Annotated in this window: 11 protein-coding genes; 6 read left to right on the forward strand and 5 right to left on the reverse strand. The window is 60.0% G+C overall.

The features are described 5' to 3' along the window. Positions 1-14 precede the first annotated feature (14 nt). Entirely contained in the window at positions 15-1,175 is a 1,161-nt protein-coding gene (locus Q355_RS0110795) for a hypothetical protein (protein WP_027877816.1), read from the reverse strand. A gap of 337 nt (positions 1,176-1,512) precedes the next feature. On the opposite strand from Q355_RS0110795, the gene acnA reads away from it, so the two are divergent. The 5 genes from acnA to Q355_RS0110820 all read left to right on the forward strand — a co-directional run bounded on the left by acnA (position 1,513) and on the right by Q355_RS0110820 (position 8,610). Next, positions 1,513-4,251 (forward strand): aconitate hydratase AcnA, encoded by a 2,739-nt coding sequence (gene acnA / locus Q355_RS0110800; protein ID WP_027877817.1) that lies wholly within the window; start codon positions 1,513-1,515, stop codon positions 4,249-4,251. A gap of 365 nt (positions 4,252-4,616) precedes the next feature. Beyond that, positions 4,617-5,327: a glycosyltransferase family 2 protein gene (locus tag Q355_RS0110805; protein WP_027877818.1), complete on the forward strand. Its 711-nt coding sequence runs from the start codon at positions 4,617-4,619 to the stop codon at positions 5,325-5,327. A 122-nt stretch (positions 5,328-5,449) separates the two neighbouring features. Further along, positions 5,450-6,622: a polysaccharide deacetylase family protein gene (locus Q355_RS0110810; RefSeq protein WP_027877819.1), complete on the forward strand. Its 1,173-nt coding sequence runs from the start codon at positions 5,450-5,452 to the stop codon at positions 6,620-6,622. A 25-nt stretch (positions 6,623-6,647) separates the two neighbouring features. Further along, the gene (locus tag Q355_RS0110815) at positions 6,648-7,847 is read left to right on the forward strand and encodes a glycosyltransferase family 4 protein (protein WP_027877820.1); all 1,200 of its coding nucleotides are present in this window, start codon (positions 6,648-6,650) and stop codon (positions 7,845-7,847) included. Between the two features lie 43 nt (positions 7,848-7,890). Then, positions 7,891-8,610 carry a DUF58 domain-containing protein gene (locus tag Q355_RS0110820; RefSeq protein ID WP_027877821.1) on the forward strand — a complete coding sequence of 240 codons (720 nt, stop codon included), beginning with the start codon at positions 7,891-7,893 and terminating at the stop codon, positions 8,608-8,610. 253 nt (positions 8,611-8,863) lie between these two features. Here the strand turns inward: Q355_RS0110820 and Q355_RS0110825 are convergent, their stop codons facing one another. The 4 genes from Q355_RS0110825 to Q355_RS0110840 all read right to left on the reverse strand — a co-directional run bounded on the left by Q355_RS0110825 (position 8,864) and on the right by Q355_RS0110840 (position 11,199). Then, positions 8,864-9,616 carry a hypothetical protein gene (locus tag Q355_RS0110825; RefSeq protein ID WP_027877822.1) on the reverse strand — a complete coding sequence of 251 codons (753 nt, stop codon included), beginning with the start codon at positions 9,614-9,616 and terminating at the stop codon, positions 8,864-8,866. A 184-nt stretch (positions 9,617-9,800) separates the two neighbouring features. Next, positions 9,801-10,259 carry a hypothetical protein gene (locus tag Q355_RS0110830; protein ID WP_027877823.1) on the reverse strand — a complete coding sequence of 153 codons (459 nt, stop codon included), beginning with the start codon at positions 10,257-10,259 and terminating at the stop codon, positions 9,801-9,803. Between the two features lie 9 nt (positions 10,260-10,268). Then, on the reverse strand, positions 10,269-10,916 hold the full coding sequence (locus tag Q355_RS16510) for a transposase (protein ID WP_425411862.1): 648 nt from the start codon (positions 10,914-10,916) through the stop codon (positions 10,269-10,271). A 34-nt stretch (positions 10,917-10,950) separates the two neighbouring features. Further along, entirely contained in the window at positions 10,951-11,199 is a 249-nt protein-coding gene (locus Q355_RS0110840) for a hypothetical protein (protein WP_027877824.1), read from the reverse strand. Here Q355_RS0110840 and Q355_RS17320 point away from each other — a divergent pair. Continuing rightward, entirely contained in the window at positions 11,191-11,466 is a 276-nt protein-coding gene (locus Q355_RS17320) for a helix-turn-helix domain-containing protein (RefSeq protein ID WP_084496118.1), read from the forward strand. The genes Q355_RS0110840 and Q355_RS17320 overlap by 9 nt on opposite strands. The last annotated feature ends 450 nt before the right edge of the window (positions 11,467-11,916 follow it).

The following is an 11,916-nucleotide window of genomic DNA, read 5'->3' on the forward strand; positions in this document are numbered from 1 at the left end:
GGGGAAGCTGGCCTCTACCGGTTGTTGCAGGTAGAAGCCTCCATATGCTGGATGAGATATTGCTCAAGAGACATGGTTTGCCCACTTGCAAAGGTCAAGGTGAGGTTCTCCCCAGGAACGCAGTTGCGGTTCTGGTCATTCAGCACACCCGTAAAGGTGACCGTTTGTCTATCCAAGGTCAGGTAGCCGCTCTGGATGGTAATGACTCCCGTGTTCTCGTCAACGTCTGTGATTTTGAAGTAAAGTCGGGCGGTGTGGTTCTGTGTGTCAAGTTTGACGTCCACCTCACCTGAGGAGGCGTTAAACTTCTCCAGGAGGCTACCGCACATTCCTGGGGTGCTTGAGCCGTTCACTTGGAGTAAACCCTCGGTGTGAAGGGCGGAATCGTTGCCCTGGGTGAGTAGGTTTAGGTTCCAGCCAAAGGAGAGTTTTGTAGCGCTGGTGTTAAGGCTCAAATCTTGGAGATCCACCAAACGCCCCGTACCCGCAGGTCGATTGATGAATCCCTGAAGGGAGAGTCTCTCCGGCTCAAACAAGTACTTCCCAATCAAGCAGGTGCTGGAGCGCCACTGGGCTTGGAAGGTGGCCTCACCCTCGTTGGACCCGTTTTCACCCAGATCCAGCCGAGCAAAAGCCTTGGTAGGCATTTCCTCGAGGTATTGACCCTGCTGGTCATAGGGTTGGTGCAAGTAGACCGTAGGAGAAGCGGCTCCTTTAGTGGAGTAATTCCAGTCTACCAAGAGTTTGTTCCACGCGCTTCCCTTCTGGTAGCGGATCTCCAGGTCGTCGCTTGAGCCAGCTAGAGTACAGCTACCACCGTTTGGACATTGCACCTGTCCTCTGGGCAGATCCCGCAGGTAGGCTTGAGGCAGAATGTTCCCGAGAAGGCTCTGGAAGCTGGGGAAGGGCTGCTGCAGATAAGTCAGGGGATCAATTTTCTGGACAAGAGGCTGCAGGCCCTGGCTGGATAACCCCACTTGAGGGAGTAGGCCTTGAAACTCCTGCTGCAGCTGTTGGATTGTTCCTTCAAGCTCCTGTCCAACGGCTCGGAAGTTTGCTGTTAGCTGGCCGGGTGTCGCAGAAGGAGTAGGCGTCCCACCACCACCACTTGTGCCACATGAAGCGAGGAGAATGCCTAAAACCAAAACGCTTACAATCCTCCAATGGCCTTTCATGTGTAGACCTCCACCTCAAGAGTATTTACTGTGTTGGGCGATGTCAACCTGATTCTAGAGAACCATAACACCATAAACATCATTTACAGTTAGGCCCCCATGCAGGTAACATAGGGACGTCTGAGGCAGGGCGCACCCGCCCAGGCATGGAAACCAGCCCAAAACCAAAACGGAGCTGTCCGTTGTACACAACCCACTTTCTACATCAGGGTTGGAGTACGCTATGGTGTTTACACCAAGCCAATCGCAGTATTCTGTACAAGCACTTACTGCGTTCAGTTTGGCGGTGCTGGGGTTATGCCTGAACCACTAGACGGCTTGTCACAAAGGAGAAACTATGGCCTACCGAGACGACTTTAAAACCCGCAAAAGCCTCTCCACCAAAATGGGTGAGGTGCATTACTTCGACATTATGGAACTCGAGCGTCAGGGCATTGCGCCGGTGTCCAGGCTGCCCTTTAGCATCCGGGTGATGCTAGAAAGCCTCCTGCGCAACCACGACGAGTACAAGATTACCAAAGACGACGTGGTGGCCCTGGCCAACTGGCAGCCCGACCCCGGCGAGGTCAATGTGCCACTGATGCTGGCCCGGGTCATCCTGCAAGACTTTACCGGCGTGCCAGCGGTGGTAGACCTGGCCGCCATGCGCGATGCCGTGGCCAAGCTGGGTGGCGACCCCGAGATGATCAACCCCACCGTACCGGTAGACCTGGTGATTGACCACAGTGTGCAGGTGGACTATTTCGGTACTTCGTATGCCTTTGCCCAGAACGTGGAGCTCGAGTACAAGCGCAACGAGGAGCGCTACCGCCTGATCAAGTGGGGTCAGAACGCCCTCAAAAACTTTCGCGCCGTACCCCCCGGCACCGGCATCGTGCACCAGGTGAACCTCGAGTACCTGGCTTCGGTGGTGATGACGCAAAAAGACGAGGACGGCAAGCTGTACGCCTTCCCCGATTCTCTGGTGGGCACCGACAGCCACACCACCATGATCAACGGCCTGGGCGTGCTGGGCTGGGGGGTGGGTGGCATCGAGGCCGAGGCGGTGATGCTGGGCCAGCCCTACTACATGCTGGCGCCCAAAGTGATCGGCTTCAAGCTACTGGGCGAACTGCCCGAAGGTGCCACCGCCACCGACTTAGTGCTGCGGGTAACCGAGATGATTCGCAAGCACGGGGCGGTGGGCAAGTTCGTGGAGTTCTATGGCCCCGGCGTGTCCAAACTCTCGCTGGCCGACCGCGCCACCATTGCCAACATGTCACCGGAGTACGGCGCGACCATGGGCTACTTCCCCATCGACGACGAGACCCTGGCCTACCTGCGTCTTACGGGCCGCTCCGACGAGCAGGTAGACCTGGTGGAGAAGTACGCCAAGGCCGTGGGGCTGTGGCGCACCGACGAGGCCGCCCCGGTCTACAGCGAGCACCTCGAGCTCGACCTCTCCACCGTAGTGCCCGCCCTAGCCGGCCCCAAGCGCCCACAAGACCGGGTCAACCTAGGCGAAGTGAAGCAGAGCTTCCTGGAACACCTCACCAAAGACCCCAAAGAACGCGGATTTGGTCTAAAGCCTGAGCAGCTCGATAAAAAAGTGGTTGTCCAGCGGGGCCGCGACGAGTTTGAGCTCGCCCACGGCTCGGTGGTGATTGCCGCCATCACCAGCTGCACCAACACCTCCAACCCCTCGGTGATGCTGGGGGCAGGCCTGCTGGCCAAGAAAGCCGTGGAGGCCGGTCTGGACACCCAGCCCTGGGTCAAGAGCAGCCTGGCTCCCGGCTCCAAGGTGGTCACCGAGTACCTCGACGCCGCCGGACTCACCCCCTTCCTCGAGGCCCTGCGTTTCCACACCGTGGGCTACGGCTGCACCACCTGCATCGGCAACTCGGGGCCCCTGCCCGAAGATATTTCCAAGGCGGTCAAGGAAGGCGACCTGGTGGTGGCAGCAGTGCTCTCGGGCAACCGCAACTTCGAGGGTCGGGTCAACCCCGACGTAAAGGCCAACTACCTGGCCTCGCCCATGCTGGTGGTGGCCTACGCGCTGGCCGGGCGGATCGACATCGACTTCACCAGCGAGCCCATCGGCTACGACCCCAACGGCAAGGCCATCTTCCTCAAGGACATCTGGCCCAGCCAGGAAGAGATTCGCCAGGCCGTCCACCAAACCCTGGATGCCGAGATGTTCCGCCGCCAGTACGCCACCGTCTTCGAGGGCGACGAGCGCTGGAAGGCCCTCCCGGCCCCCACCGGCCAGCTCTACCAGTTCGACCCGGCCAGCACCTACATACAGAACCCACCCTTCTTCGAAAACCTGAACCAGGCCCGTGAGATCGGCGACATCAAGGGGGCGCGGGTGCTGCTGCTTTTAGGCGACTCCATCACCACCGACCACATCTCGCCCGCCGGCAACATCGCCAAAAACTCCCCGGCAGCCCGCTACTTGATGGGCCACGGGGTCGAACCCGCCGACTTCAACTCCTACGGCTCGCGGCGTGGCAATCACGAGGTGATGATGCGCGGCACCTTCGCCAACATCCGCATCCGCAACCTGATGCTGGACGGCAAGGAAGGCCCCTACACCAAGAAGCTGCCCAAGTCCGACCGGGGCGCCGAACCGGGCTCGGGTGAGGAGATGTTCGTCTACGACGCCGCCATGCAGTACAAGGCCGAGGGCACGCCCCTGATCGTGATCGGCGGCGCCGAGTACGGCAACGGCAGCAGCCGCGACTGGGCCGCCAAGGGCACCTATCTGCTGGGCGTGAAGGCCGTTATTGCCCAGAGCTTCGAGCGTATCCACCGCAGCAACCTGGTGGGCATGGGCGTGCTGCCCCTGCAGTTCCAGCCCGGCCAGAACGCCGCCAGCCTGGGCCTCACCGGCTACGAGGTGTACGACATCCTGGGCCTCGAGGACATCACCCCCGGCAAAGAGCTCACCGTGGTGGCTACCCGGGCCGATGGGAGCCAGGTGAGCTTCCAGGTCAAAGCCCGCATCGACACCCTGGTCGAGGTGGACTACTACAAAAACGGCGGCATTCTGCAGACCGTTCTGAAAAACATGCTCTCCGAAAAGGCGAAAGCGTAAAACCTACCCTACAGCGATGGCGGGGGCTTTGCCTCTGCCGTCGCTTTTTAGGCACCCTTCATATGAACCCCGCCTGAATCGTTCCGTTAGGGAGAGGTTAGGGCATCATCGTTTTCAGGCTGTTGCTACCCGCGCTTCAGGCGGGGGCCCCAGAAAAAGAACAAATCGAAGACATCTGTTATCAATATTAGGAGCGCTCCAAGGAAACCCCTCAATTAGCTGCATTAGCCACTCGTTGGCAGCGCCAGGATTGCCAATCACTTGGGGGCGAGGTGGGCTGGGGGCTGTGCTAACATAGCAGCGTGCGCTTTAGAGGGGCCGGGTAGCCTGCCCCTGCAGGTTGCTGGCTTTTTATTGGAGATTCGATGAAACCTAGTGTCAGTGTCGTGGTACCGGCCCGCAACGAAGAAGAGATGATTGGGGCATGCCTGCAGTCGATATTAAAGCAGGAGCCTGCCCCCCACGAAGTCATCCTGGTTGACAACGGCTCCACCGACCGCACCGGCGAAATCGGGCGCAGCCTGGGTGTGCGGGTCATCTACCAGCCCAAGCCCGGCCTGCACATTGCCCGCCAGACGGGCCTCGAGGCCGCTACCGGAGAGGTTGTGGCCGCCACCGATGCCGACTGCAGGGTAGAGCCCGGCTGGATCGCGGCCATCCAGGAGGCTTTTAGCGACCCGGAGGTGGTGGAAACCTACGGCCCGCTCGAGTTTTTCGATGGCCCCCTCTTCGACCGCATGCTCTCGCGCTACGGCTACCCGCTGTTTTTAGGCATCATGGCTAAGCTGGGCCAGCCCAACACCGCAGGGGGCAACCACGCCGTTCGCCGAGCGGTGGCCCTCGAGGTCGGTGGCTACGACGTGCCATACGGCGAAGACTTGCGGTTGATGCTCAAGCTAAGAGCTCGCGGCAAAATCGTCTATACCCCCAAAGCCCGGGTGCTGACCTCGGGCCGCCGTCTGAGCAAAGGGCGTTGGAAGATGTACGGGGTGCACCTCAAAAATATCTGGGCGCGCTTGCGTGGAGCCCCGCAGGACTATGGCAACGACTATTACGCAGACCGAGAACGGCAGTAAACCCGCCTGCCCCCTCACGTCCAGGGGGCTGGGGCTTCCGGCTCTGCGTGCTGGTGCGCTTTTAGCTTGCCAGGCGCCAGGCCCGAATCAAAGGTAACAGGGCCATCCCGAAGGAGGTTTTTGTGGAAATTCTCATTTTGCTTTTGCTGTTGCTGGCCCTCTATCTGGGCGCCGACATCGTCTACCGCTGGATGGGTGTGGGGGCAGTTGCCTGGGGCAGCCGCAGCAGTCCCAAAATCGCCCTGACCTTTGACGATGGCCCCAGCCTTCACACCGAGGCCATCCTGGAACGCTTGCGAGAGCACGGCATTAAAGCTACTTTTTTTGTGCTGCAGAGCCAGGTACAGCGGTATCCCCAGCTGCTGGACAAAATCCTGGCCGAAGGCCACCAGGTCGAAAGCCACGGCCAAGTACACCGTCCGGCCTTCTTGCTGTGGCCCTGGCAGGAGGCCCGTCAAATTCGGGCCATACCGGGCCGGTTCTATCGCCCGCCCCACGGCATCCACTCTCCCCTAACCCGCCTGCTGGCCAAAGCGGCTGGCAAACAGGTAGCGCTGTGGGATGTGGAGGCGCAGGACTGGACCAGCAAAGACCCCCAGGCCCTGGCCCAGCGCATCCTGGTCTGGTGCAGGCCGGGCTCTATTATCCTGCTGCACGACAACGACCGGTTTCCACAAACCCTGGCCATTCTCGACGAAATTTTGCCCCTGCTAAAAGAGCTGGGCTACCAGCCCGTGCGGCTGGATGAGCTCGAGGCCCGACCGCTCACCTGGCGCGAGGGCCTGATGCGGGCCAGCCAGGGCGGACATGAGCGGTACTTTATAAAGAACAAGGTACAGCGGCTGGGACTGGGGCCCTTCGATTACCTGGCGGTAAGCCCCTGTGCATTCCCTGGCCCCAGCCAGCCTGGTTTAAGGAAAGGTGAGCCCAGCCTCGAGGTGCACCTCGACTCGGTACGTACCCCTGCCATGACCCAGATGCAGCTTTTGCGTGAGGGACGCAAAGGCTTTACCCTGCTGGCCGAGTATGTGCAGTCCAGGCCGGAAATTCGGGGTGTATGGGGTATTTCCCAGGCAGCCACGGGGTTGCGTGTGTTTGGGTTTCACCTGGCCCCCGTTACGCTGCTGCAACGCTTGATTAGCGGCACGGCCAGCGCATGGTTTTTGTGGCTGTACCGGGGTGAGTTACCCAAGCGCTCACTGCCATTGGCGATTTTGGGATATAGCCCGAGGGACGAGTTTCTGGCCAAGTGGCTCAAGTCCGCAAAAGCGCCAGAAAACCTCCAGGAGCGGTAATTGAAGGCTGTGCTAACATATACCCGTGCGTCTATACCGCATTGGCCTGTTTACCGACACCTATCTCCCGGCACCTAACGGTGTTGCCACCAGCGTTTACTTGCTTAATCGTGAGTTGCGCCGCATGGGCCACGAGGCCTGGGTGCTGGCCCCCGAAATGCCGGATGCCGAACCCCAGGAGGACTGGGTGGTACGGATACCCAGTGTGCCTTATCCCTTTTTCGAAAACCAACGGCTGGCCATGCCCAGCAGCCGCCTGTTGCCCACCGAATTCGAGATTTTTCATACCCACACACCATTGTTTATAGGTATCTGGGGAGCCCGGCTAGCCTACCGCAACCGCCTCCCGCACGTCTCAACCTTCCATACCCACCTGGAAAAATACGCCCACTATATCCCCGGCTTAGCTACCCTCGACAAGTATATGGGCATCATGCAAAAGGTCTGCCAAGCCTTCTACAACCGGGCCGACGTGGTGATTGCTCCCACCGAGCCAGTAAAAAAACTGGCCGAAAGCTACGCTATAGAACGTGAGATAAAGGTGATTCCCACGGGTATCGACACCGACATTTTGCAGTCAGCTCCGAACCCAGTCTCGCCCTGGCCTTCCGGCAAACGCCGGTTGCTGTATACAGGACGACTGGGAAAGGAAAAAAGTGTGGATGTGGTGATTCGAGCCCTGGCCGAAATTCGCAAAGAGTCGGATGCTCATCTAGCTCTAGTGGGAATGGGGCCAGAACAAGAATCGCTCGAGCATCTGGTACAGCAACTTGGCCTTACCGAACACATCACCTTTGTGGGGCCGGTTTCTTACGACAAGATCGGCGGTTACTACCGCATGGCCGAGCTTTTCCTGTTCGCTAGTGAGACCGAAACCCAGGGGTTGGTCATCTGGGAGGCCCAGGCCGTGGGCGTGCCCGTAGTTGCTGTAGGTGCGGAAGGTACGCTGCAAGGGGTGGAGGTGGGCAGCAGCGGCTACCTGGTACCACCCGGCGATTACCGTGCCATGGCCGAAAAGGCGCTCGAGCTACTCCGAGACGAGTCTTTACGGCAACGCTTTAGCGAAGGCGCCCGTAAGTTTGCTGATCAACGCACGGCCCGCCGGGTGGCCGAGCAGATCGTGGCCGTCTACGACGAGGCCACCCGGCTGGTGGAAGTCGAACCGCGCCGCCTCAAGATTCCGTTCCCCCGTCTACCCCAAAACAGCTTCAGCAGCTCCCGATAGCCGTGGTGAGCCCCAGGATTTATTCTCCCCCAAGACGAGCTCCGTGACCCGCTACCGCATCCGCACACGCCCCACCCAGCCCTTTGCGGGCGAGCGCACCCAGGCGGTGCCCGGGCGGGGCCTCGAGTTCTACGAGCTGCGCGGCTACACCCAGGGTGACGAACCCCGCTTTATCGACTGGCATGCCTATGCCCGTACTGGACGGTTATATACCCGCATCTTCCAGGCCGAAGCCCCGGCCCGCTTCACTTTTTTTCTGGATGGCTCTAAAAGCATGCTGCTCTATGGCAAGCAGGCCTATGCCGAGCGGGTAGCGCATATTCTGACAGGGCTGGCCAGGCCGGAAGGCGCTTTTTTGTGGGGTGGGGGCCGCTACCGGGGCCAGCTAGGCTGGGTGGAAGCGGGGCCTTCGGTGTTGCTCCAGCAGCCCCGGCCCAGGGGCGTAACGGTGCTGCTGACCGATGGTCTGGACGAGGCAGACTGGCCGCGCATGCTGCAAAAGCTCCGGCGTGTGGTGCTCATTCAGATCATGGCCCCCGAGGAGCTGGCCCCCCACTTTAGCGAGGCCCTGCTGCACGATGTGGAGGTAGACCAGCGTATGGAGGTAGGGCAGGCGGAAATACGGGGTTACCAGGAGGCGCTGGAAAAGCACCTGCTGCTTCTTAGAACCATCGCCCGTCGACTGGGAAGCTATGCGCTCTTACGCGTGGGCCAACCAATTGTACCGGCCTTGCTGCGGCAGGGCGTTCTGGAGGAGCGCTAAGTTTCTCCAGAGTTGAAATGCAAGTTGCTGCTCCAAAATATCACTGAGGCATTGCGCCAGGTAGGCATAGACTCATTCCGCGGGGTTTTGCCAATCTACCCTGGTGCAACTTATATGAACCCCGCCTGAATCGTTCCGTTAGGGATTGTCAGAGCATCCTGGCTTTTCGAGCTAATGCTATCCGCGCTTCAGGCAGGGGCCCCAGAAAAAAGAACAAATCAAAGACATCTCCTATTAGACCCACCTGAACCTGCTATAGCGTAAATGCTTCTGGTGGGAGGGCATAGCCCAGAGGTTCCAGCAGGGCCGCTAGGTGGAACCTCTGGAACTCCTCTGGGGGCACGTACTCGCCTATAAGGCGCAGGGCCTCGACAGGCAAAGGCTTGAGGGCAATTACGCAGTGGTAGGGTTGCAGCAAGGCCAGCGGCAGGTTTCCCCCCGCATACACAATGAGGTCGGCCTGGCGGGCCACCACCGTGGCCTGCACCTCGGCGGCAGCCGCCACCCCCCGCTGGGGCAGCGGCAAAAGCTCCAAAAAGCCCTCGCCCTCGGGAAAACTCCGGCCAAGCACCGAGACTTTGGTCAGTCCGCGCAGACCCTGGGCCAGTTCCGGGCGAACAGGGCCCAGCCAGAGCGCTTTATCGCCGAAGGCATAGCGGCGAATCAGGTTGGCCAGCGCGATGGGCTCGAGGTAAAACCCACGGGTTCCAGTAACCTCGGGCAGCACCAAGTCTACCCGCCGGGCTTGAAGCGCCTCGGGCTCGAGGTTTTGCACGGCATTCAGGGCCAGGGCCTGCAGGCCGGGGTCTTCCAGCACCGCACCCCGGAAGCCCAGAGGTTGAAGGCCCATGAGGGCGGCCTCGAGCCTCGCTCCCGGCTGGCTTGGGTAGACAAACAGGGGCAGGTGGTGGTGCAACGAGGCTGCCAGTAGCGGCTCGAACCAGCGGCTGTGGCCCTGGTGAAAGACCACCAGGGGGCGGGTTGCGGTGTAATCGCGGGCGTGCATCGCCCCCTAATCTACAATGCCTGCAGACCCTGGGCCATCTTGGCAGGTTTTGTAGGTACCCCGCCCAAATCAGGCCAAAGCCAACCCGTAAGAAGTGTCCCTGGTTCGTCCGGTCTGCTGCACCGGAGCGATTCTTATTCAACGCTTTTACTGAAGCAGACCTGTACTTAAAAAGCCACCGGTCTCAGAAGCCTTCTACAATAAAGCCCACCGTAAAGCGTTGAAAGCTCTCCGAGCCTATGATCTGGCTCACCTCGAGGTAAGGGCGGTAACCCCGGTCAGGAAACTGCACACCCGCCGAAAAAACGGCATAGAACCGCTCACCAAAGCGCAGCCGCAGCTCGTTTTGAGCGGTATAGCCCGTGACACCCAGCGCCAGCCCACCGGCCAGGTATGGCCGCACCAGCAAGAAGATGGGCAGCACATACACCACCTCGCCGCTCAGGTAAAGCCCGCCCGGAGAGCCCACCACCAGCTGGGAGCGGAAATCAATGGGGTAGCCGTCCAGGTAGAGTCCCAGATGACCCATGAAGTTGCCGCCCGGGCCATTTCGTACCGAAAAGCCAATATCGGCGCCGCTGGCAAATGCCAGGCCGAACAACAGCACAAATATTGCCCCAATGCGGCCAGTATGCTTTTTCATACCCTTACCCTACTCGGCAGTGTGCAGATATTGCAAGCAACCCCAATTCGGAAAAGCCACCAGCCACATTCCCCCAAGCTGCGCCAACAGCAGACGCCAAGCGGGGTTGTGCTCCATCAGCTTGAAGAGACCATAGCCCAGCAGCACCGCATAGAGGTGAAAGACCAGCCCCTGGGTTTTACGGTAGGGGACGATCCCCTGTCGGGACAGGCTTTGCCTGTGCACCAGGGAGCGTTCGCTCAGCCCCAGCCGATCCAGGCTGGAAAACACGCTTTCCACCATCCGGTGCCCTTGCAAAAAGTACCGCTCCCGTCGAGTATGGGGCCGCATGTTCCGCTTGTGCCTGGCAATCAGATCCACCCCCTGCCGGGCCGCCTGTGCCTTGAGGGCCTGGCTCAGATAGCCTTTATCTCCCGTGACCACCACATAGCCCAACCCCTGTAGCAGCCGCGCGGCCACCACCACGTCATGTTTGTGGGCCGGACAGAGCAGCACCCGTCGCAAGAAGCCCTGGTCATCAACCAGCGCGTGTAAGCGCAATCCGTAAAAGTACGTGCGGTTGGCATGATCCCGACCGGAGCCTGACCCGCTTAGCCCGCGCCAGGGCTGCGGTGGGCAGCTTCTTGGAATCCATACGCAGGCACGGTGCAGGGTTATAGAGACCGGCCAGGGCTTTGACCGCCAGAATCACCTAGCCGAGTAGCTGGGCTTTGCCTTCACAGAAGGTAGCGGGTGCGGGAACCTGGTGCCCATGCGTGCGCAGCCAGTACAAGACATCCTGGGCGTAACGGAAGCGCCAGAGGTGCTGGTAGACGGCCAGGGCGATGATGAGCTCATCGCTATAGCGGGGCTTACGTCCTTGCGGAGCCTTCTTGCGTCTGGGCAGCAGCAGCGCTTCTACGGCTGCTACAATCTCTGGTAGGGACGGGTAATGTCGCATAACCAACCCCCGTCCCTTATTTTCTACTGGGTGTCAGGTTCTTTTCCGAATTGGCGTAGAGTTTTGGTCCACTCTACAAACGTCGTGCGGCTCAGGGCGTACCGATACCGGCTGTACCCCGCTCCTGCTCAGGCCGAGTTCCTGGCCAGGCAGTTCGGGTGCGTCCGCTATGTGTACAACTGGGGCCTGGAGCAGAAATCCAGGCGTATCAGGAAAGCCAAAAGGGAATATCACGGTTTGCGCTGGACAAGCGGCTCACCTCCCTGAAGAAGGAGCTGCCCTGGCTCGCGGAGGTGAACTCTCAGCCCTTGCAGCAAGCCCTGATACACCTGGACAAAGCCTTCACCCGGTTCTTTCGGGAGAAGAGGTGACGCGGGGAATCCCACGGATTTAGCCGTTTGCGACCTGAAAGGGTCGGAGAGGAATACCAGTAATGGACTCTGTAATACCCAGATGCCCCTACCCAAGCGTGCGAAGGAGTAATCCGACGTGCGGAGCCTTGGGGACAATGTTTCGGCAGCAGGGAGCCTCAACCCTGCTTCGAACTAGGGGGAGCTTGGGACGGGTGAGCGAAAGCGAACCATCGTTTGTACGGCCCGTTAAGGCGAACTGGCGAAAGAGGCTGTCACGCCAGAACCAAAATGGTAAGTGGGTAGGACTGGTCGGTACGGCTACGGCCAGCGGTATTCATAAATCCCACCGGGTCACAGATGGCAC

This window comes from Meiothermus cerbereus DSM 11376 (assembly GCF_000620065.1).
Classification (GTDB): domain Bacteria; phylum Deinococcota; class Deinococci; order Deinococcales; family Thermaceae; genus Meiothermus; species Meiothermus cerbereus.

Bases quoted from the DNA above. Each gene is read 5' to 3' on its own strand.
- Q355_RS0110795 (WP_027877816.1), bottom strand. From the start codon at position 1,175: ATGAAAGGCCATTGGAGGATTGTAAGCGTTTTGGTTTTAGGCATTCTC.
- acnA (WP_027877817.1), top strand. From the start codon at position 1,513: ATGGCCTACCGAGACGACTTTAAAACCCGCAAAAGCCTCTCCACCAAA.
- Q355_RS0110805 (WP_027877818.1), top strand. From the start codon at position 4,617: ATGAAACCTAGTGTCAGTGTCGTGGTACCGGCCCGCAACGAAGAAGAG.
- Q355_RS0110825 (WP_027877822.1), bottom strand. From the start codon at position 9,616: ATGCACGCCCGCGATTACACCGCAACCCGCCCCCTGGTGGTCTTTCAC.
- Q355_RS0110830 (WP_027877823.1), bottom strand. From the start codon at position 10,259: ATGAAAAAGCATACTGGCCGCATTGGGGCAATATTTGTGCTGTTGTTC.
- Q355_RS17320 (WP_084496118.1), top strand. From the start codon at position 11,191: ATGTCGCATAACCAACCCCCGTCCCTTATTTTCTACTGGGTGTCAGGT.
- Q355_RS0110840 (WP_027877824.1), bottom strand. From the start codon at position 11,199: ATGCGACATTACCCGTCCCTACCAGAGATTGTAGCAGCCGTAGAAGCG.